The organism is Pseudomonas sp. PSB11 (assembly GCF_014596605.1).
Lineage (GTDB): Bacteria > Pseudomonadota > Gammaproteobacteria > Pseudomonadales > Pseudomonadaceae > Aquipseudomonas > Aquipseudomonas umsongensis.
The window spans coordinates 25302-44731 of sequence record NZ_NOIO01000003.1; the positions used below are offsets into that span (position 1 = coordinate 25302).

At 54.8% G+C, this 19430-nt stretch carries 21 protein-coding genes; 13 read left to right on the forward strand and 8 right to left on the reverse strand.

All coding sequences use genetic code 11. The features are described from left to right. Positions 1 to 192 precede the first annotated feature (192 nt). The 5 genes from CGA21_RS05090 to CGA21_RS05105 form a co-directional block, all read right to left on the reverse strand. A complete protein-coding gene (locus CGA21_RS05090; protein WP_188263703.1) occupies positions 193 to 465 on the reverse strand; it encodes a heavy-metal-associated domain-containing protein in 273 nt (90 codons plus the stop codon). Between the two features lie 114 nt (positions 466 to 579). Continuing rightward, complete coding sequence (locus tag CGA21_RS05095) at positions 580 to 2850, reverse strand: heavy metal translocating P-type ATPase (protein WP_223194016.1); 2271 nt, start codon at positions 2848 to 2850, stop codon at positions 580 to 582. Positions 2851 to 2940: 90 nt separating this feature from the next. Beyond that, complete coding sequence (locus CGA21_RS29845) at positions 2941 to 3192, reverse strand: DUF2933 domain-containing protein (protein ID WP_102668791.1); 252 nt, start codon at positions 3190 to 3192, stop codon at positions 2941 to 2943. A gap of 125 nt (positions 3193 to 3317) precedes the next feature. After that, the gene (locus CGA21_RS05100) at positions 3318 to 3722 is read right to left on the reverse strand and encodes a hypothetical protein (RefSeq protein WP_188263704.1); all 405 of its coding nucleotides are present in this window, start codon (positions 3720 to 3722) and stop codon (positions 3318 to 3320) included. A gap of 99 nt (positions 3723 to 3821) precedes the next feature. Next, on the reverse strand, positions 3822 to 4217 hold the full coding sequence (locus CGA21_RS05105) for a hypothetical protein (protein ID WP_188263705.1): 396 nt from the start codon (positions 4215 to 4217) through the stop codon (positions 3822 to 3824). A gap of 285 nt (positions 4218 to 4502) precedes the next feature. On the opposite strand from CGA21_RS05105, the gene CGA21_RS05110 reads away from it, so the two are divergent. The 5 genes from CGA21_RS05110 (at position 4503) to copD (ending at position 9166) form a co-directional block, all read left to right on the forward strand. Further along, on the forward strand, positions 4503 to 4712 hold the full coding sequence (locus CGA21_RS05110; RefSeq protein ID WP_188263706.1) for a co-regulatory protein PtrA N-terminal domain-containing protein: 210 nt from the start codon (positions 4503 to 4505) through the stop codon (positions 4710 to 4712). A 152-nt stretch (positions 4713 to 4864) separates the two neighbouring features. Beyond that, positions 4865 to 6730, forward strand: a complete 1866-nt coding sequence (locus tag CGA21_RS05115) for a copper resistance system multicopper oxidase (RefSeq protein WP_188263707.1) — start codon at positions 4865 to 4867, stop codon at positions 6728 to 6730. A gap of 10 nt (positions 6731 to 6740) precedes the next feature. Beyond that, a complete protein-coding gene (locus tag CGA21_RS05120) occupies positions 6741 to 7775 on the forward strand; it encodes a copper resistance protein B (RefSeq protein ID WP_188263708.1) in 1035 nt (344 codons plus the stop codon). Between the two features lie 69 nt (positions 7776 to 7844). Further along, positions 7845 to 8228, forward strand: coding sequence for a copper homeostasis periplasmic binding protein CopC (gene copC / locus CGA21_RS05125; protein ID WP_188263709.1), 384 nt, complete (start codon positions 7845 to 7847; stop codon positions 8226 to 8228). Positions 8229 to 8230: 2 nt separating this feature from the next. After that, entirely contained in the window at positions 8231 to 9166 is a 936-nt protein-coding gene (gene copD, locus CGA21_RS05130; RefSeq protein ID WP_188263710.1) for a copper homeostasis membrane protein CopD, read from the forward strand. Between the two features lie 51 nt (positions 9167 to 9217). On the opposite strand, the gene CGA21_RS05135 is transcribed toward copD, so the two are convergent. Continuing rightward, a complete protein-coding gene (locus CGA21_RS05135; protein ID WP_188263711.1) occupies positions 9218 to 9664 on the reverse strand; it encodes a DUF411 domain-containing protein in 447 nt (148 codons plus the stop codon). A gap of 288 nt (positions 9665 to 9952) precedes the next feature. On the opposite strand from CGA21_RS05135, the gene CGA21_RS05140 reads away from it, so the two are divergent. From CGA21_RS05140 to CGA21_RS05150, 3 genes are all read left to right on the forward strand, one after another. Next, on the forward strand, positions 9953 to 10636 hold the full coding sequence (locus tag CGA21_RS05140; protein WP_188263712.1) for a heavy metal response regulator transcription factor: 684 nt from the start codon (positions 9953 to 9955) through the stop codon (positions 10634 to 10636). Next, complete coding sequence (locus CGA21_RS05145) at positions 10633 to 12021, forward strand: heavy metal sensor histidine kinase (protein ID WP_188263713.1); 1389 nt, start codon at positions 10633 to 10635, stop codon at positions 12019 to 12021. The genes CGA21_RS05140 and CGA21_RS05145 overlap by 4 nt, the downstream gene beginning before the upstream one ends. 126 nt (positions 12022 to 12147) lie before the next feature. Beyond that, positions 12148 to 12564, forward strand: a complete 417-nt coding sequence (locus CGA21_RS05150; protein ID WP_411157057.1) for a sulfite exporter TauE/SafE family protein — start codon at positions 12148 to 12150, stop codon at positions 12562 to 12564. Between the two features lie 31 nt (positions 12565 to 12595). On the opposite strand, the gene CGA21_RS05155 is transcribed toward CGA21_RS05150, so the two are convergent. Beyond that, complete coding sequence (locus CGA21_RS05155; protein ID WP_188263714.1) at positions 12596 to 13012, reverse strand: MerR family transcriptional regulator; 417 nt, start codon at positions 13010 to 13012, stop codon at positions 12596 to 12598. Positions 13013 to 13118: 106 nt separating this feature from the next. Between CGA21_RS05155 and CGA21_RS05160 the strand changes: the two genes are divergently transcribed. From CGA21_RS05160 to CGA21_RS05175, 4 genes are all read left to right on the forward strand, one after another. Beyond that, positions 13119 to 13559, forward strand: a complete 441-nt coding sequence (locus CGA21_RS05160; RefSeq protein ID WP_188263715.1) for a disulfide bond formation protein B — start codon at positions 13119 to 13121, stop codon at positions 13557 to 13559. After that, entirely contained in the window at positions 13556 to 14200 is a 645-nt protein-coding gene (locus tag CGA21_RS05165) for a DsbA family protein (RefSeq protein ID WP_188263716.1), read from the forward strand. The genes CGA21_RS05160 and CGA21_RS05165 overlap by 4 nt, the downstream gene beginning before the upstream one ends. 536 nt (positions 14201 to 14736) lie before the next feature. Then, positions 14737 to 16833, forward strand: a complete 2097-nt coding sequence (locus tag CGA21_RS05170) for a heavy metal translocating P-type ATPase (RefSeq protein WP_188263821.1) — start codon at positions 14737 to 14739, stop codon at positions 16831 to 16833. Positions 16834 to 16847: 14 nt separating this feature from the next. Beyond that, positions 16848 to 17189 (forward strand): DUF3703 domain-containing protein, encoded by a 342-nt coding sequence (locus CGA21_RS05175; protein WP_188263717.1) that lies wholly within the window; start codon positions 16848 to 16850, stop codon positions 17187 to 17189. Here CGA21_RS05175 and CGA21_RS05180 read toward each other — a convergent pair. Beyond that, positions 17186 to 18655: a sensor histidine kinase gene (locus tag CGA21_RS05180; protein ID WP_188263718.1), complete on the reverse strand. Its 1470-nt coding sequence runs from the start codon at positions 18653 to 18655 to the stop codon at positions 17186 to 17188. The two genes, CGA21_RS05175 and CGA21_RS05180, sit on opposite strands and share 4 nt — an antisense overlap. A gap of 415 nt (positions 18656 to 19070) precedes the next feature. On the opposite strand from CGA21_RS05180, the gene CGA21_RS29850 reads away from it, so the two are divergent. Then, on the forward strand, positions 19071 to 19412 hold the full coding sequence (locus CGA21_RS29850) for a hypothetical protein (protein WP_223194017.1): 342 nt from the start codon (positions 19071 to 19073) through the stop codon (positions 19410 to 19412). The last annotated feature ends 18 nt before the right edge of the window (positions 19413 to 19430 follow it).

Below are 19430 nucleotides of genomic sequence, written 5' to 3' on the forward strand. Positions count from 1 at the left end.
GGTGTGGTAGGGAACGCTGGAAATCCTGAAATCAGAGAGACTCAAATCGCATCAGTTTGATGGGATCAAGAGCTATAGGCTTGATTCAGTCCACCGAGCAGTTCTTTCACAGCTACGTAGGAGACCTGCTTAACTAGCTCGACTACCGTTGGTTGGAGAATATCGGTGGGCATCCCTCGGATGTTGGCTTGGCTACCGACAGCAGCAACCACCGCCGTTTCCACCACAACCTGAGGTTTTCTTACTTGCTACGCTTTCCACTGTCGCCAGCTGTGCTGGATAGCCTGCGTCCTGCAGTGCTGCAAGCAGCGCATGGCTGTCCGAATCGCCGCTGACCTTCACCCGTCCGGCTTGCAGATCCACTGTTACGTCACTGACGCCTTCAAGTGGGCGCAGCGCTTCGGTGACATGTTTGACACATGAACCACAGCTCATGCCTTGGACTTGCAGTTCAACCGTTTTCATTGATGACTCCTCACAACAAAGTTGATCATGGAAAGACTGACGCATGAGGCTTTTCTGCGGCGTTGGCTAATCGTCAACCTTGCCGCCATGGCAAGGTCAAGCGGTCGTTTTCACTCAATCAAAGGACGCCTGGCGCAGGCGCAAGGCGTTGAATACCACCGACGCCGAGCTCACGCTCATGGCCAGTGCGGCAATGAGCGGTGACAGAAGGTGACCGGTAAGAGGGAAGAACAAGCCGGCGGCCAGTGGGATGCCCATGGCGTTGTAAAGGAAGGCGAAGGTCAGGTTCTGGTGCATATTTCTCACCGTTGCTACTGACAGGCTGCGAGCACGCAGGATACCGAGCAGATCGCCCTTGACCAGGGTGACCTGAGCGCTGTTCATCGCCACATCAGTGCCAGTGCCCATGGCGATACCTACATCAGCGCGAGCCAGTGCGGGGGCATCATTAATGCCGTCGCCGGCCATCGCCACGCGGTGTCCGGCTTGTTGCAGAGATGCCACCAGACGTTCTTTATCTTGCGGTTTGACCTCGCCGTGCACCTCCTCGATGCCCAACTGGCGAGCTACCGAGCGAGCAGTCGTAAGGCCGTCGCCAGTGGCCATGATGACCCTGACGCCATCCGCCTGCAGACGCTCGACGGCCAGCTTCGTGGTGGGTTTGATGGGGTCGGCAACAGCCAGCAAACCCGCCAGGGCGCCATTGACTGCCAGGTACATGATGCTCGTGCCGTCGCCGCGAAGCTTCTCGGCATGTGCTTGCAAGCTCTCTGTGGAAACGCCGGCCTCCTGCATCAACGCGGTATTGCCTAGCATCAGGCGGCGACCCTCGACCTGACCGCTTACACCAATACCTGAGGCTGACTCGAAGGTTTCAGGTGTCACCAGTTTTAGCCCTGCGGCACGAGCCTGCTCGACGATGGCGTGGGCCAATGGATGCTCACTGCCCTGATCGAGACTTGCGGCCAGGCGCAACACTTCATCCTGAGTAAATCCGGGTACGGCCTCGACGCTATGGAACGCTGGTCGACCTTCAGTGAGGGTGCCAGTTTTATCGACTATCAAGATGTCTATCTTGCGCAGGTTTTCGATGGCGGCGGCATCGCGAAACAATACGCCGCTGCCAGCAGCCTTCCCGGTGGCGACCATGACTGACATCGGTGTCGCTAAGCCAAGGGCACAGGGACAGGCGATGATCATGACTGCGACAGCGTTGATCAGTCCGAACACCCAACTTGGCTCGGGCCCCCACAGTCCCCAGCCGAGTAGAGTTAGCGCAGCGATAGCAATCACAACGATCACGAAGTAACTGGCAATCACGTCTGCCAGCCGTTGCATCGGCGCTTTTGAGCGTTGTGCCTGCACAACCATCTGCACAATCTGTGCGAGCAGGGTCGCCGACCCTATCTTCTGCGCCTGCATCACCAGACTGCCATGAATGTTGAGGGTGGCTCCGATCAGCGCGTCGCCGGCCCTTTTCATTATCGGTATTGGCTCGCCGGTGAGCATCGACTCATCTACAGCGCTTTCGCCTTGCAACACCTGGCCGTCGACAGGCACTTTTTCGCCCGGACGCACACGTAATGTGTCGCCGCTGTGTACGTGTGTCAGTGCGATGTCTTCTTCCGTGCCGTCGGCATTGATTCGACGGGCAGTTTTTGGGGCCAGTCCAAGCAGCGACTTGATGGCAGCCGAGGTTTGTGAGCGAGCCTTGAGCTCAAGCATCTGGCCGAGAAGGGTCAGTGAGATGATCACAGCCGCCGCTTCGAAGTACACACCGATGCGGCCCTCCATCATGAAGTTACTGGGGAATACATCGGGGGCCAGGGTGGCCACGACGCTGTAGAGGAAGGCCGCCGCCGTGCCAAGCCCGATCAACGTCCACATGTTCGGACTACGCTGAATCACCGAGCGCACGCCGCGCACATAAAACGGCCAGCCAGCCCATAGCACCACGGGCGTGGCTAGTCCCATCTCGATCCAGTTTTGCGTGGGCCCGTGAAACAGCACCAAGGCATGGCCGCCCATGGCCAGAACGGTGACGATTATTGTCAGTGGCAATGTCCACCAGAAGCGCAGGGAGAAGTCCTTTAGTTCTAAGTTCTCTTCTTCCTCCAATTCGGGAATCACTGGCTCCAAGGTCATGCCGCACTTAGGGCAGACGCCGGGGCCGATCTGGCGAATTTCCGGATGCATGGGACATGTGTATTCAGCGGCACCCGTTAACGGTTCTGCTGTTGTCTGATGGACGTGTTCGATTTTCAGTTGAGATATTCGATAACGCTCGGGCGCTGCCCTGAAGGTCGTTTGGCATTTCTGGCTGCAGAACCGGTAGTTTTGCCCCTCATATACCGTGCTGAACTGGCTGTCGTTACTGACGGTCATGCCACATACCGGGTCATGGGAGCCGGTGGGTGGGGGTTCAGACTTCTGTATTGGGTTGTGCTCTGAACGAAGCTCAGGGGTGGGCATGAGCTAACTCCTCTTTTCATCCTTGGTGGCGTCTGAGGTTTGGCCGTGATGACTGTGACCACCGTGGTGGTGCCCGAAAAAATGCATCAGCGGGCACAACAGCAAAATCATGTAAGGCAGTAAGCCCAGCATATGGCCGTAGTGTTCTCTTGCCAGATAGAACAGAACGATCACCAGCAGCATGCCCAGCGCTATGCCGGGCTTGCTCCTCCAAAATGCTGGTGAGGTGTTAGCGGAATGTGGTGAATTCATCATGGTTCTGTACTCCTGAGGGAGTGCTGTTGAGTGATACGTCGTAGAGGTGCAACGGGCGGCAGTTTTACCCTTGGCATATTGGCTAAAGTAAAACCGTCGCTGCGTTGCCTACAGGCTTGTGCGCGTCACTTGCTCATCGGCATGTTCATCATGCTCGTTTGCTGATCCATCATTTTCATCATCATGTTCATCATTCCCATCTCCATGCCGTCTTTGTTGCCGTCCATGCCCATGCCCTTGCCATGGCAGTTCTTATGCATCATGGCCATGCTGTCCTTCATCGTCTTCATGCTCTCCTGCATGGCGGCGTGTCGCTCGGCAGGGGTCTTGGCGGCGGCTGCCTTGTCGTGTGCAGCCTGCATTTTTTGCATTTGCTCGGCCATGACATTGTTTTGCATCGGCGTAGCTGCTTCGCTTGTCTGGCCGGGCGCGGTCTGTCCCTGCTCCGGGTGATGCTCATCGACTGCCGAAGCGATGAGTGGGCTGCTCACGAGCAGGGTGGCGAGGATAAATTTCAATGAGGCATGCATGGCTATCTCCAAAGGGTGAGGACAACTCAGGTAATAACAAGCCGCGCCAGGTTGGCGCAGTCAGACAGTGCGCCGAAGATCGGCGCGCAGAAGGTCGGATTAATCGTTGAAACGGACGAAAATCAGGCGGGCTGGTGGTCTGGCTGGTACAGGGCGCCGTAATGCAAGAAAGGCAAAAGCGGAGGGGTTGGCGGGATACAAAATCAGCAACGCAGGGATTAGGAACAGAAACGTCCAACTGTATTGGTCAAATATTTGAAGATGGAGCGAAGGACTTACAGCTATCCCCGCATCGGCACAGTGCTGAAGGCAACCGAGGGCATGGGTGTCGTGGATATCGTGGTCTTGCGCGGCGATCAGCGAGACATGAGCTGTAGCCGGATTGTGGCTGGGCTGTGCCAGACATCCCTGGGTCGCTGCCAGACCAAACGCTAACACCCACAGCACGATGGCGAGGCGTATGAACGTTGGTTGACGATGGCGAAACCAGAACATGGAGAATCTCCGGTACTGATTAGCGGATTTTGATTTTTCAACATACGCCACATTGAAGTGTCGCGGTTGATCTACATCAATTTATGCAGCCGGCTGTCGGTTCTGTGTTGCGGTCAAATTTTATGACGCCCATCGATCTTTCAGACGCTGAGTTTCTCCGTGTGCTGTCAAAAGTGTAATCAACGGCTAAGCGTGCTGACAGGTGCGTCCCCTCATCATCCTCATCGAGCTGACGCTCAAACTCTCTGGTTTCATCGAGAGTCAATTCTTTGAAGGAGATGCACTATGAAAGCAACCAACGTTGTGATTCTTACACTCAGTTTGGCTATATCGTCGCTGGCCTTCGCCGAAGGTGGCGGCGACCGTGCGGTTGAGCGCATGGAACGAGCTCGCGAAACGGCTATGGCCACCAGCAAGCCCGTTCCACAAGCGCAAGTGCAAGAGGAAATTGCACAGGAAAAGCCCACGGCTGAAGAGCAGAAGCATCAATGCTGAGCCACTCAGCTTACGGAAATGTAATCACCCCGTTTGCTAGCTTATGTCATCTTCCAATCTATTGAGCATTAGCTATCCAAAGCATGAACACTCGGGAGCACACCACAGTGTGTGTGTGCACCTGACATCTGACTGACGGGACATCAATCGGTATGCATTCCAAAACTTCTCGGCGCACCTTTGTGAAAGGTCTCACCGCAGGCGGGATCCTCGGTGGCTTAGGGCTTTGGCAGACGCCTATATGGGCGGCACCTCGCTCGGGCGAAACCAATGTTCTGTCAGGTACAGAGTTCGATCTATTTATCGGAGAAACTCCGGTAAACATCACTGGGAATGCCCGGACAGCCATGACAATTAATGGTGGGATTCCGGGGCCTCAGCTTCGTTGGCGTGAGGGCGATACCGTGACCTTGCGGGTCAAGAACCGCCTTAAGGATATGACTTCCATCCACTGGCACGGAATTATCCTCCCCGCGAATATGGACGGTGTGCCGGGCCTTAGCTTCCATGGGATCGAGCCTAACGGCACGTATGTCTATCAATTCAAGGTCAAGCAAAACGGAACGTACTGGTATCACAGTCACTCCGGCTTCCAAGAACAGGTAGGTGTGTACGGCCCGCTGGTAATCGACGCGAAAGAGCCCGAGCCATTTGAGTATGACCGTGACTACGTGGTGATGCTTACTGACTGGACGGATGAAGATCCTGCTTCGCTGATGAAAACACTGAAGAAGCAGTCTGATTATTACAACACCCACAAGCGCACAGTCAGTGATTTCATCCATGACGTAGCGGACAAAGGTTGGTCAGCCACTGTCGCTGACCGAAAGATGTGGGCCGAAATGAAGATGAATCCCACGGACATTGCAGACGTCAGTGGCGCGACATACACCTACTTGATGAACGGCCAAGCGCCGAACTCCAACTGGACGGGGACATTTAAACCTGGCGAAAAGCTTAGGTTGAGGTTCATCAATGGTTCGGCCATGACTTACTTTGACGTCCGTATTCCGGGCTTGAAGATGACCGTTGTGGCTGCCGATGGCCAGTACGTTAAGCCTGTAAGCGTGGATGAATTCAGGATCGCCACAGCTGAGACCTTCGATGTGATCGTCGAACCAACTCAGGACGCCTACACACTGTTTGCGCAGTCGATGGATCGGTCGGGGTACGCCAGAGGCACCTTGGCTGTCCGCTCTGGCCTGGCGGCTCCAGTACCTGACCTTGACCCTCGCCCTCTCGTCACCATGGCCGACATGGGAATGGCCGGTATGGATCATGGGTCGATGGCTGGTATGGGCGATATGGCTGGGATGGATCACAGCAAGATGGCCGGCATGGGCGACGACTCGATGAAGGGTATGTCAGGCATGGATGGAGGTGCCATGGAAGGTATGAACCATGGCGCTATGCAAGACATGTCCGGCATGGACAGCATGGCTGGAATGGATCACAGCAAAATGTCCATGGGCGGCATGAGTGGTATGGGGGAAATGCAGTCGCACCCAGCCACGGAATCCAACAATCCTCTCGTCGACATGCAGGCAATGTCGACGTCGCCAAAGCTTGATGATCCTGGTATGGGCCTTCGCGAGAATGGCCGAAAGGTGCTTACGTATTCCGACCTAAAAAGCACGTTTGAGGATCCAGATGGCCGTGAGCCGAGTCGAACTATCGAACTGCACTTGACCGGGCATATGGAGAAATTTTCCTGGTCTTTCAACGGCGTGAAGTTTTCGGACGCCGAGCCTTTAAAACTGAAATACGGCGAGCGAATCCGGATCGTTCTCGTCAACGACACCATGATGACTCATCCCATCCACTTGCATGGCATGTGGAGCGACCTTGAAGACGAGAATCGCCAATTCCTTGTCCGCAAACACACCATTGATATGCCGCCAGGGTCGAAGCGCAGCTACCGAGTGACAGCCGATGCGCTGGGACGCTGGGCCTATCACTGTCATCTCCTGTACCACATGGAAATGGGGATGTTCCGCGAAGTGCGAGTAGAGGAATAAGGAGTCGACTATGAGCAATTTTCTTTGCGGGACTCGCATGCACTCAGCTGTGTTTACGGTCGCTCTGACCGCTGGTTTTGTCTTTCCCGCAGCCGCTGAAACAAGCCAGGGCACCGAAGACGGACAGATGCAGACTATGGATCACGGCCAGATGCAGGGTATGGATCACAGCCAGATGCAGGGCATGGATCACAGCCAGATGCAGGGTATGGATCACAGCCAGATGCAGGGCATGGATCACAGCCAGATGCAGGGTATGGATCATGGCCAGATGCAGGGTATGGATCACAGCAAAATGGAGGGTATGCAGCCCGCCAAGCAACCACAAACCCAAAGCCGGACTCCGATACCACGGCTAACCGATGCAGACAGAGCCGCAGTCTATAAGTCCCCAGGTGGTCACGCGGTTCATGACACAGCCCTCAACTCATTTTTTATATTTGAGAAATTGGAATGGCAGGATGCTGACGATGGAAGCGCACTGAACTGGGAAGCCCAAGGTTGGATTGGGGGAGATGTTGATCGTCTATGGTTGCGCTCCGAAGGCGAACGCACCAATGGGAAGACTGAAAAGGCTGAGGTTCAAGCTTTATGGGGACACGCCATCAGCCCTTGGTGGGATCTAGTCGGCGGCGTTCGTCAAGACTTCAAACCAGGCGACCCTCAAACGTGGGCGGCTTTCGGTATCCAGGGATTGGCGCTCTACAATTTCGAGGCCCAGGCTACTGCTTATTTGGGTGAAGGCGGCCAGACCGCAGCGCGGCTGGAAGGTGACTACGACATTCTCCTAACCAATAAACTGATTTTGCAACCGACGGCAGAATTCAATTTCTATGGCAAAAACGATCCCAAACGTGGAGTCGGTTCAGGGTTGTCTGAGAGTGAAGTCGGTTTGCGGCTCCGATACGAAATCCGTCCTGAGTTTGCACCTTATGTAGGCGTTACTTGGAATCGGGCTTATGGAAAGACTGCTGACTATGCCAGCGAGGAAGGCGAAGACAATAACGAAGCACGTCTGGTGCTCGGCGTCCGGGTGTGGTTCTAAATCACAGTTAGCGGCGCCAAATAATTATTTAACCTCATTACAACAGCTACGCGCTGTGAGGAGCCTTGCATGTCTGTACTTAAATCCTGTGTTGTGGCCGTCGCACTTTCATCCAGTCTTCTGCTCAGTGCAGTTGCCCAGGCTCACCCGAAGCTAGTCTCTTCAACTCCAGCTGAAGGCGCGAACGGCCCAGCCCCAGCAAAGATTGAGCTGCACTTTTCTGAAAACCTGGTTACCCAGTTTTCCGGAGCCAAGTTGATCATGACCGACATGCCCGGCATGCCAAACTCTCCTATGGGTGTTAAAGCCAGCGTGGCCGGCAGTAACGACCCTAAAACCATGGTCTTGACCCCGGCCTCTCCTCTCACAACTGGCACCTACAAAGTGGAATGGCGAGCGGTTTCGTCCGATACCCATCCGATTACTGGCAGCGTCACCTTCAAAGTGAAATAAGTATGAGCGACCCAATTAACGTGGCGCTGCGCCTCGCGCTGTATTTGGATCTGATGCTTCTCTTCGGTCTTGCCGTCTTTGGGCTATACAGCTTTCGGGGAAAAGAGCGTGTATCGGGAACGCTGTTGCATTTTGGGTCGCTACTACCTGGCACCGCTGTTATAGGTATGCTTTTGTCCGTAGCAGCTTTTGTAGTTATGACAAAAAATATGAGTGGCGCATCCGACTGGGCGGAGCTGCGACCTCACATGGAAATGATGCTGTACGAGACTGAGGTCGGCTACAGCTGGGTGACACGTATGATCTCGCTAGCAGTGGTGATTTTTGCTGGAAGCCAGAACAGGCGATGGCCGACGGGTAGTCTCTGGGTCGCTACCATAGCGGGCAGCATTTCCTTAGCGACAATCCCATGGACAGGTCATGGGGCGATGGATGAAGGCGCCCTGCGGTTCTGGCACTTTGCCGCTGATATTCTGCACCTACTTGCCGCTGGCGGCTGGATCGGAGCTCTCGCGGCGTTTGGTCTGATGTTGAGTATTAGGGGGGCTAATTCGGAGCAACTGGTACGAGTGCTATCACGAGCGCTCAGGGGATTCGAAACGGCGGGCGCATTCATTGTTGGTACGATCATAGTTACTGGCGTCGCTAATTACCTCTTCATTGTCGGGCCGTCAGTAATCGAAGTCGTAACCAGCACCTATGGCGCTCTCCTGTTCGTGAAGATCCTGCTGTTCCTGGGCATGATCGGGCTCGCTACCCTCAATCGTTTCTACCTAAGCCCTTCACTAGAGCGGTCTGTGGTGGCCGGTGATTTTTCTCTAGCGGCAACTGCTTTGAGAAAAAGTGTGGTGATCGAATCGACCTGTGCTGTCGTCATCGTTTGCTTGGTGGCCTGGCTAGGAACATTGAGCCCCTCAATCGAGATGGCTCAAGGGTGATCCAGGAGCTAGATCCGAGCGGCCCCAAGGGCGCTCAGATCTGAGCAACGACTATCGGCTGATGGGGTAGTCAGCGACCACTTCTTGCGCACCTGCCTTGGTGAGCCCCAGGACTTGGTAAGGTTGATGATTCTGGCCGTAGTCCATGCCAGGGGAACCTGCGGGCATGCCTGGCACTGCGATTCCTGCGAGGTCTGAACGTCCATTCAGCTTCTTGATTTCATCGGCAGGGACATGACCCTCTACGAATTTGCCGTCAATCACAGCCGTATGGCATGAAGCGAGTTCCTGTGGCACGCCCAGGTTCTGCTTGATAGCGCTCATATTACTTTCCACATGGTCTACTACCTTGAATCCATTTGATTCGAGGTGCTTGACCCATTCCTTGCAGCACCCGCAGTTCGCGTCCCGATGTACATCGATTGTGAGTGGCTCAGCTGCCTGCACAACCCCACAAATCATCAATCCCACAGCAAGCGATAGCTTTCGTTTGAACATTCGATGCACCTCGTCACGTTTTAGTGTGCGGTTGCGCTGTATGCACTGGCCGTAGGCCAGGAGTCGTGCTTCCGCGCTGGATGGAAAATAGGTTAAGCGCAAAAAGCTCAGATTGCCGATTACGTTTTTGTAAGCTGCCGACTAGCTGCCCTCCCTCAATGCGCCACACCCCGCCCCGTCTTGACTGGGAACTTTCTGTTTGCTGTTTGGGCAATTACATTTGCGTAAGCTTCCGCACAGTCGTCAGATTGGTAGCACACTAGAACACCGCAAAACCGGAGCCCCTGCATGAGAATCTTGGTTGCAGAAGACGAACCCAAAATTGGGATGTACCTACAGCAAGGCCTTCTGGAAGCTGGCTTCAGTGTCGACCGGGTTGTGACGGGAACAGAGGCGCTGAACCAGGCGCAAAATGAGGCCTACGATCTTCTAATCCTGGACGTAATGATGCCGGGCCTGAATGGCTGGGAGGTCATTCGCTCTATCCGCACAGCCGGGAGCACTGTTCCTGTGCTGTTTCTGACGGCCAGGGACGGAGTTGACGACCGGGTCAAAGGTTTGGAATTAGGTGCAGACGATTATTTAGTCAAACCCTTCGCATTTTCCGAGTTGCTTGCTCGCGTCAGAAGCTTGCTTCGCCGTGGTGCCACCGTACCCAACCAGACATCAATCAAGATCGGTGATCTAGAGGTCGATCTTCTGAAGCGTCGGGCTTCGCGGTCAGGTCGACGTATTGACCTTACTGCCAAGGAATTTTCGCTGTTAGAGCTGCTGATGCGCCGTCGGGGAGAAGTCTTGCCGAAATCACTGATCGCATCGCAGGTTTGGGACATGAATTTCGACAGTGATACCAACGTGATCGAAGTCGCGATTCGTCGGCTCAGGGCCAAAATCGACGACGATTTCGACACCAAGATGATTCAGACCGCGAGGGGAATGGGCTACATGCTAGATGCTCCGGATACAGAATGAAGCGTGCATCTCTTACCCTCCGTCTAAGCATGATGTTTGTCTGTGCCGTGGTCGCTGTGCTGGTAGTAGCAGGCTTTACTTTTGACGGGTTTAGCCAACATCACTTCAAGGCCCTCGACCGACAAGCGATGACGGAAAAGCTCGAATCCATTCGGCAAATAATGGATGGCGAAGCTGGCTCCGCAGACCCTTCAGAAGTTGTGTTACAACTACAAGCACTCCTTGGTGCTCACCAGGAACTCTCAGCCTCAATTATCGCGATGGACGGGAAGACGTTCTTCATGACTTCAAATGCAGTTGGACATCCTTCTTCCTCCTCTGGTGACCCGAGGGAAGATATGTGGGAGTGGACAGCTGGAAACCATAAGTACCGAGGCATGAAAGCCCAAGTTCACTTGGCGAATGAAGCTGAGCCAATGACCGCGTGGCTGAGTCTAGACATCACAAGCCATATGCATTTCGTTGAAACTCTGCGCTGGTGGTTAGTGATCGGGCTGGCAATTAGCGCCTTGGTCAGCGCAGGTTTAGGGTGGTTGGTGGCGCTCAGCGGGCTGAAACCGGTCGCACAAGTGACGAAAGTCGCGGCCTCGATGTCAGCCGGATCGCTGAAAGAGCGTATTCCGATGGATTCTGTGCCTCGCGAGCTTGAGCTCCTTGTCACTTCGTTCAACGCTATGCTTGCTCGCCTTGAAGAGTCATTTGCTCGGTTGTCTAACTTTTCAGCCGATATCGCGCACGAGCTACGTACTCCTATCAGCAATCTGCGCACACATACCGAAGTCATCCTCACAAAGAAACGTGCACCAGAGGATTATGAAGAGAATCTTTATTCCAACCTGGAAGATCTAAACCGACTCTCCGGCATTATTGACGGCATGCTTTTCTTAGCAAAGTCGGACAACGGTCTGGTTCTACCTGCCAAAGAGAAAATCGAGTTGCGTTCGGTCGTCGAGAAATTGTTTGAGTATTACCAGCTTCTGGCAGACGACACAGGGGTGAAGCTGCAGGTAGTCGGGCACGGCGCGGTGAATGGTGACGGGACGATGCTGGATCGGACGATCTCGAATTTGCTGTCCAATGCGCTCAGGTATACCCCACCTGACTGTACGATCTCCGTGAAAATCGAGCCCCTTGGCGACATGATCTGCTTGTCAGTGGAAAACCCCGGCGAGGAAATAGCGGTAGAGCATCTGCCCCGGCTGTTTGACCGTTTTTACCGAGTCGATCCCGCACGGAGAGAGAGCACTACGAACCATGCGGGGTTAGGGCTGGCAATCGTCAAATCATTGGTTGACGCCCATGACGGCACCGTTGGGTGTGTCTCCAGAGAAGGCCATACGACCTTTATGATCAGCCTTCCCGCGTGGCGTGCTAACCACGAGTGAAAGCAAAGAGATCCCCGGCCCAGTCCACAAACATGGCGCAAACAAGCGCGAATACTACCGTTATTGTGAGTGTTCCGCTGAACATGGCGTTCGGGTTTCAACTCGTTTAATACGGTTTTGTTACGTTTGACCCATCCCCTGGGGGGGATAGGATGCCGGCGTAATTCATTGAGGCCCGGCTCCTGTTTTGTGGGGACTATCCGTAAGCGCTTCACCAATCGTGAGGTCACCACGGGCCAAATCATCATGTTCGGTCTGACTGGTGATCTGATTCCTTGTCCTGCCACCATTACCGTCCTGCTGCTGTGCCTTCAGGTTAAAGAGGTGGCGCTTGGAGGCATGCTTGTATTGTGTTTCACCATCGGCTTGGCAATCACCTTAGTGGCTGTGGGTGCAGCTGCGGCTATTGGTGCTAAACAGGCTTCCAACCGCTGGCCTTGGCTTGGCACCGTTGCTCGTCGTGCGCCATATCTGTCCAGCGTACTGATCATCGGTGTTGGTCTCTACGTGGGCTTCCAAGGCTGGATAGGCCTCAACGTATAGTGGGCATAGCGCGACAGTTGAAGCCGCACATTTAGCTAGCCTTACGACGACTAGACATCGACTCGATAATGCGGCATTGCTTGATCACGCCTCCCTCGCAACAAGCAATCAACTGCACCAGCTCAGCTTCCAAGCCTTGCAGGTCTCGGATTCGCATCCTCACCTGCTCTAACTGCCCTTCGACTTTTGAATCCACACTGGCGCAGGAGGCGTCGCGTTTATCAGCGAAACCCAACAACTCCCGAACATCGTCAAGACTGAAGCCTAATGCGCGGCTACGGCGAATGAACAATAGACGGTCACGCTCCTCGTCCGTGTAGAAGCGATAGCCCGCTGTTGATCGTCCTGCAGAGGGCAGCAGGCCGACCTGTTCGTAATAGCGGATGGTCACCGCTTTGGTGTCGGTCGCTTTTGCAAGGGCGCCAACCGTGTATGTGGCCGCATTCATTTCGCTTGACCTTATAGTCGCTAGAACCTTCATTCTACCCCGATCAGGCGATAAGCAAATCCGTGCGTACGCCCTTATCACTTCGACAAGAAGGGGCTTTCACCCGATGCCAACCTTACATCCACAGCCTCACCCCAAAGGCTGGGCGCTCCTGCTATGCGCCTGGCTGCTGGCTCTTATTTCCACCATTGCCGTGCTTTTCGTCGGTGAAGTCATGGGGCAGGAACCCTGTGTTCTTTGCTGGTTTCAGCGTGCCTTCATGTTTCCTCTGGTGCTTGTGCTGGGTGTGGCGTGCTGCATCTCGGACGCGGGCGTCTGGCGTTACGCATTGCCTTTGGCCGTTGTGGGGTGGGTGATCGCCCTGTATCACAATTTGCTTTATTTCGGACTGATCTCCGAAAGCATCCAACCCTGTGGTGCCGGCCCGTCATGCTCCGGTGCGGACATGACCATCCTCGGCGGCGTGCCGCTGCCATCGTTATCGCTGGGCGTCTTCAGCCTTCTGATCCTTCTTCTTGTTCTTATCCGCCGGAGATTTACCCAATGAGCCGACGCATCATCGTCCTCGCCATCAGTGTCCTGGCCGTGATCGGCTTTGCGGTTGCTGCATTCTTTTATGACCGCGCATCGACAGTGCCCCAGGCGACTGCTCCCGTGGAGGAGGCTGGGGCGCTGGTGCGATTCAATTCGCCAAGCTTTGGCCCTGCCAAGGCACCGGTCACTATTGTTGAGTTCTTTGACCCATCGTGTGAGAGCTGCCGCGCCTTCTATCCCATTGTCAAAAAGATGATGTCCCAGCATCCGGGCGATGTTCGTCTGGTGCTGCGCTATGTTCGACTTCATGTCGGGTCTGAAGAGGCCATCCGTATTCTAGAAACCGCGCGCAAACAAGGCGTGTTTGTGCCGGTACTGGAAGCTGTCCTTGAGGCTCAGCCGCAATGGCATGATGACGTCAAGGCTATGGCGGCATGGGACGCTGCCGGCCAGGCAGGCCTGGATGTGGCCAAGGCACGCGAGGACATGATGTCTCCCGAGATCACGGCAACTATTGAACGAGACGCCGCCGATGCGAAAAAGGTTGGTGTAAGCGGCACGCCGACATTCTTCGTCAACGGTAAACCGCTGACTAACTTCGGTGCCCAGCAGCTCTATGACTTGATCTGGAGTGAGATCAATCAGTCGCGATAAGCGAATTTAGTGATGCTAAAAACGGGTCAAAGCGCTTCACGAAGTGCTTGACCTTATAGTGGCTATAGGGTGTTCACTCTTCGCCATGAACTGCCGAGAGTGCCCTTATGAAAAGCTGTTGCGGTGACAAGCCAACACCGGAAACTCAGGCCGGTGTCGAAGTTTTTGATCCGTCCTCAGGCTCGGACTGCTGTGCACCTGCCGCCACGGCTTGCGATCCAGGCGCAGCCAAAATTCAGTCCACAAGCAGTTGTTGTGATCCGAAAGCTGCAGACGTGAGTCCAGCCCCCTCCCTAACAAAAGGCGAAGGTTGTTGCGCGCCTGCGCCGGATGCCGGCAAATCATGCTGTGCGGCCAACGCAGCTCCGTCCACCCTGTATGCCTTGGCGGAGCCGAGCAAACCTGCCCCTCCGGTCGGCAACGATCTATTTACTGAAGTGTGCTGCCCGCCATCTGACTCAAAGTCTCGTGGCGCAGAGGAGCGTCAGACTGATAGCGGGGACGCAACTCGCTTCAGCAGTTTCCGAATTGGGCAAATGTGCTGTCCTTCCGAGCAGACCATGATCGAGGGCAAGCTCGCTCGAATGAGCGGGATTCAAAAGCTCGAATTCAACATGATGAACCGCACACTGGGTGTCTGGCATGTACTGCCGGATACCTTGGGTATCGAAGCAGCAGTGCTATCGCTGGGCATGCATGCAGAGCCACAAACGCCTGAGAGCAACGCACCTGTCGCCAATTCAGCGCAAGCCAAGTCGCAAGCTCCATCCGCACATAAAAGCAGTTGGTGGCCATTAGCGCTGTCCGGTATCGCTGCGGTGATTGCAGAAGTCTTGCACTTCACCCAGTCGGCCCCGGATTGGGTGATTGCCGTCGTCGCGTTGTTCGCCATCGCGCTATGCGGGCCGACGACTTATAAGAAAGGCTGGATTGCGCTCAAACACCTGAACCTGAACATCAACGCCTTGATGAGCATCGCGGTGACTGGCGCTGTATTGATCGGACAGTGGCCAGAAGCGGCGATGGTCATGGTGCTATTTACCATTGCCGAGATGGTCGAGGCGAAGTCGCTGGATCGTGCGCGTAACGCCATCAAAGGCTTGCTGGATTTGACTCCGGAGCGCGCAACTGTCCGTCAGGTCGACGGCTCGTGGCTGGACGTCGATGTGAAGACGGTCGGGATCGGGGCCCTGGTTCGGGTGCGTCCCGGTGAACGTATCGGCCTGGATGGTTATGTCGCTTCCGGCACGTCTACCGTCAATCAGGCACCTATCACGGGGGAGAGCCTGCCCATTGAGAAGGCGGTCGATGATCCTGTGTATGCAGGCACCGTTAATGAGTCAGGATCATTTGAGTACCGCGTGACGGCGGAGGCCAACAATACGACGTTGGCTCGGATCATTCACGCGGTGGAAGAAGCCCAAAGTTCGCGAGCACCTACCCAGCGATTTGTCGACAAATTCGCCAAGGTTTATACGCCTGGTGTGTTCTTCTTCGCTTTAACCATTGCTGTGTTCCCACCCTTGTTTTTGGGTGGGGTCTGGACAGACTGGATCTATCGCGCCTTGGTGCTTCTGGTCGTAGCCTGCCCCTGTGCATTGGTCATTTCCACGCCGGTCTCCATCGTCAGCGGTCTGGCAGCAGCTGCCCGTAAAGGAATTCTGGTCAAGGGCGGCGTCTACTTGGAAATCGGCGCCAAGCTGAGCTTTGTCGCGCTGGATAAAACCGGCACCATCACCCATGGCAAGCCGGTTCAAACCGATTACATGCCACTGGTGGAGCCTTCAGCGGTTAACCCTCAGGTTATTGCCGCAAGCCTGGGTGCTCGCTCGGATCACCCAGTGTCGCAGGCAATCGCCAAACACGAGGGACTGGACACCTCAACGTTCAAACAGGTGGACAACTTTGAAGCGCTTCCCGGACGTGGGGTTAAGGGCGTGATCGAAGGACAGCTTTATCACCTTGGAAATCATCGCCTGATCGAAGAGCTGGGGCTTGGAACACTGCAGGTGGAAGCTTCACTGAATCGACTGGAGCGTCAGGGAAAAACAATTGTAGCGTTGACCAACTCTACTCAGGTCTTCGCCCTGTTTGCCGTGGCCGATACCGTAAAGGATTCAAGTCAGGCTGCGGTCAAGGAACTGCACGAGCTGGGCATCAAGACCATGATGCTGACAGGTGATAACGCGCACACGGCTGAGGCCATTGCTCAACGTGTAGGGATTGATGAGCCGCGAGGAAACCTGCTGCCTGCCGACAAGCTGGCGGCCATTGGCGAGTTGCAGAGCCGCAACCACGTGGTGGGGATGGTCGGTGACGGGATAAACGATGCACCGGCACTGGCGAAGTCCCAGATTGGTTTTGCCATGGCTGCCGCTGGTACGGGCACCGCCATTGAAACGGCTGACGTTGCGTTGATGGATGATGACCTGCGCAAGATTCCGGCCTTTGTTCGTCTGTCACGGCAGACCGCATCGATCCTCAAACAAAATATCGGATTCGCCCTTGGCATCAAAGCCATTTTCCTGGTGTTCACTCTGATGGGGATGGCGACTATGTGGATGGCGGTATTCGCCGACGTCGGGGTCAGCTTGCTGGTGGTGCTCAACGGACTTCGATTGCTGAAGAAGTAGCGTTGGAGTTCGACATGAAAGAGGTTTTGCGTAACGCCATAACCGAAGCGTTCCATGAGGCTGGACTCGCTATGAGGGCCCGTGACTTTCAGGCAGCCTACCGCTGGACTGAGCGTGCGCACATTCTCACCCAGCGTATGCCACTGGCTCACGCGAAATCTCATTGGCTCATGTTGACGCTGGGGTGGATCACGAAGGATTGGCGGGAGGTGGTAGGTCAGCTTCCTTGGATCGTTGCCGCGTTGTTGTTTTCCAGGATCTGGGTGCCTTTCGGCAATACGGGAAGAGCGCGTGTCAGTGCTTTTTCCGTCATGCCACTGTCTGCCGATCTGGAGGAGCTATTGCGCAAAGACTAGCGCAACCCACTCGCTCTTCTTTCCACAACCCTGAAACTCAGGTGCACGGATGTTCCCTTGTCTTCGTGGTGGGTCAGACTGGCTTCTCCTCCAAAACTTTCCATGATCTGCTTCACCATGATCAGCCCTATACCCAGCTTGCCTTGTTTGGTGGTGTAGAAGGTCTTGAAAGCCATCAGTTCCTGTTGCCGTGACAATCCATCCCCGGTGTCACCAATGACGAGATGCAGCCATTGATGGGTGTCATCAACATTCGCTTCGATGGTGAGCTTCCCGCCGCCCGGCATTGCCTCGATGGCATTAGCGATGACGCTATTCAGAATTTGAGACAGCAAAAGCGGATTACTGATGATCCGGGGAGTGGGCTCATTGTTGAACTCGACCTGGATTCTTGATTGAGCCAATTGCGCGCTGTAGCCGGCCAACGTGGCCTGTACCACATTCATCGGCTCCACCAGTTCCGCCTCTCCACGAATCGGTCGCAAGCACAGCAACAATTCATGCACCCACTGCGACATTCGATCCACTTGGCTGACAATATCGTCGATGTTCTTCTTGACGGGTGGGCAATCCATTTCGCTCGCCAGTTCTGCGCTAGAACGGATGCAGGCCAGGGGGTTACGCAAACTATGGGCGACTGCTGTGGACATCTCGACCAACCCCACGTAAGTCTTGTTGGCGACGAGTTGCGCCTCCTGTGATGCCAGCTGAATCGATGCACGTCGAACAATCCAATACAGTCCGAAGTAAAGGAGCAGACCGCCTAAGGCTGTAGACAGCCAGATGATCCAGTGACCACGGTTGAGCCGCTCGATCAGATCGACCGGTTCCTTGTAAATTTCTACCACGGCCAGCGTATTCCCCAGATCGTCGACCAAGGGGATGTAGCTCTCGATGAAGAACATTTTGGGAGGATGCAAAAATTGTTGCTCTGGGCGGATTTCATCCGCGTCGCTGTATTTAGTGGAGACCCGGTCTTTGGAGGTAAATGCCGCCTCAAGCACCTCATCGTTCAGAAATCGTTGTCCAATCAGTTGCGGGTTGGTCGACCACATCACTGTCCGAAGTGGCGAGTAGATGCTAATCAGAAGTGAATCCGGGAGGTGAGAAAGGTGGTCGAGGAACTCGGAGCGGGCACGGTGCCGATTCAGCGCCATTTCTTCCGATAGCATTCCATATTGGGTGGCTGCCAAAACGTCACCCATCCGCATCCCGGACAACCCGTGGTGACGGATTTCACCCACAGCGATAGTCTGAATAAATTGTGCCGACAACAGTGCGTCGCGCTCCAAGCTTTCGATGACCAGGAATCGAGTCGATACTGAACCCAGCCCAAAAGCTATCGCGCTGATCAGGATGAAGCTGATAATCGAAAACCGGCGTAGGAGATTCGGTTGTCTGCTAGAAGCAACTGAGCCAACTGCTATCCGATTTAGGCGCTTAAACAATGCTGATATTGCAGGCATGGTCGCGTCCCTTCGAAGGTTTCCTAACTACACCTTCAATTTGAATTTCTCAATGAAGCCTAGGTGACATCCAGCATTCTCTATGCCAGATATCCACCACCTAGCAATGATGGTGAGCCCGGCCCGTATCTGAACTGCCCTGCATTTGAAACAGGCAAATTAAATCCGCGACCGTTCAGATAGTCAGACACGAGCATTGGGGAAACACCCCAACTCCGGGGAAAAATCCCCTTTGATTGGGGCGCTCAGAGCCGGGATTTTTCTGGTTGAAGCGATGGGTTAAATATCTATTTTTGACACGTAATTCTGTCTTAATTGATGTCAGGTGTGATTACCTTCCTCACACCTTGACCACGGGGTGCGGATGATACGTGACCAATTGTAAGAGCCATTTGCAGCGACTACACTCCAGCCCATGAAACGCTACCTGCGGTTTTGTCTCATATTCTTGATCAGCCTGGCGCTTCCCCTTAGCGGGATGGCGGGGGTTCAGGCACCGACAGAACCTTGCCCGATGAAGACCATGGGCATGGCGATGATGGACGACATGGGGATGGACTGCTGCAACGACATGAAAAGTCCTGTCGAGCACGGTAAGCCTTGCAAGCCGGGCCAGGAATGCAAGACAGGCGGCATGCTGCAAGTATCGATCCTAAAGCCTCCCGTCACCGTGTTCAGCCCCGTTGTCGTTTCCCTTATCAGCGATTCGTTACCTATACAGACCCCGTCCGGGGTATGGCGACCGCCACGCGTTTGATTCCTGTCCCACATTGAG

Coding starts and splice junctions, on each gene's coding strand:
- CGA21_RS05160 (WP_188263715.1), top strand. CDS start 13,119: ATGCCAACCTTACATCCACAGCCTCACCCCAAAGGCTGGGCGCTCCTG.
- CGA21_RS29850 (WP_223194017.1), top strand. CDS start 19,071: ATGAAACGCTACCTGCGGTTTTGTCTCATATTCTTGATCAGCCTGGCG.
- CGA21_RS05155 (WP_188263714.1), bottom strand. CDS start 13,012: ATGAATGCGGCCACATACACGGTTGGCGCCCTTGCAAAAGCGACCGAC.
- copD (WP_188263710.1), top strand. CDS start 8,231: ATGAGCGACCCAATTAACGTGGCGCTGCGCCTCGCGCTGTATTTGGAT.
- CGA21_RS05120 (WP_188263708.1), top strand. CDS start 6,741: ATGAGCAATTTTCTTTGCGGGACTCGCATGCACTCAGCTGTGTTTACG.
- CGA21_RS05180 (WP_188263718.1), bottom strand. CDS start 18,655: ATGCCTGCAATATCAGCATTGTTTAAGCGCCTAAATCGGATAGCAGTT.
- CGA21_RS05090 (WP_188263703.1), bottom strand. CDS start 465: ATGAAAACGGTTGAACTGCAAGTCCAAGGCATGAGCTGTGGTTCATGT.
- copC (WP_188263709.1), top strand. CDS start 7,845: ATGTCTGTACTTAAATCCTGTGTTGTGGCCGTCGCACTTTCATCCAGT.
- CGA21_RS05175 (WP_188263717.1), top strand. CDS start 16,848: ATGAAAGAGGTTTTGCGTAACGCCATAACCGAAGCGTTCCATGAGGCT.
- CGA21_RS05100 (WP_188263704.1), bottom strand. CDS start 3,722: ATGCATGCCTCATTGAAATTTATCCTCGCCACCCTGCTCGTGAGCAGC.
- CGA21_RS05105 (WP_188263705.1), bottom strand. CDS start 4,217: ATGTTCTGGTTTCGCCATCGTCAACCAACGTTCATACGCCTCGCCATC.
- CGA21_RS05115 (WP_188263707.1), top strand. CDS start 4,865: ATGCATTCCAAAACTTCTCGGCGCACCTTTGTGAAAGGTCTCACCGCA.
- CGA21_RS05170 (WP_188263821.1), top strand. CDS start 14,737: ATGTGCTGTCCTTCCGAGCAGACCATGATCGAGGGCAAGCTCGCTCGA.
- CGA21_RS05145 (WP_188263713.1), top strand. CDS start 10,633: ATGAAGCGTGCATCTCTTACCCTCCGTCTAAGCATGATGTTTGTCTGT.
- CGA21_RS05110 (WP_188263706.1), top strand. CDS start 4,503: ATGAAAGCAACCAACGTTGTGATTCTTACACTCAGTTTGGCTATATCG.
- CGA21_RS05135 (WP_188263711.1), bottom strand. CDS start 9,664: ATGTTCAAACGAAAGCTATCGCTTGCTGTGGGATTGATGATTTGTGGG.
- CGA21_RS05165 (WP_188263716.1), top strand. CDS start 13,556: ATGAGCCGACGCATCATCGTCCTCGCCATCAGTGTCCTGGCCGTGATC.
- CGA21_RS05095 (WP_223194016.1), bottom strand. CDS start 2,850: ATGACCGTCAGTAACGACAGCCAGTTCAGCACGGTATATGAGGGGCAA.
- CGA21_RS05140 (WP_188263712.1), top strand. CDS start 9,953: ATGAGAATCTTGGTTGCAGAAGACGAACCCAAAATTGGGATGTACCTA.
- CGA21_RS29845 (WP_102668791.1), bottom strand. CDS start 3,192: ATGATGAATTCACCACATTCCGCTAACACCTCACCAGCATTTTGGAGG.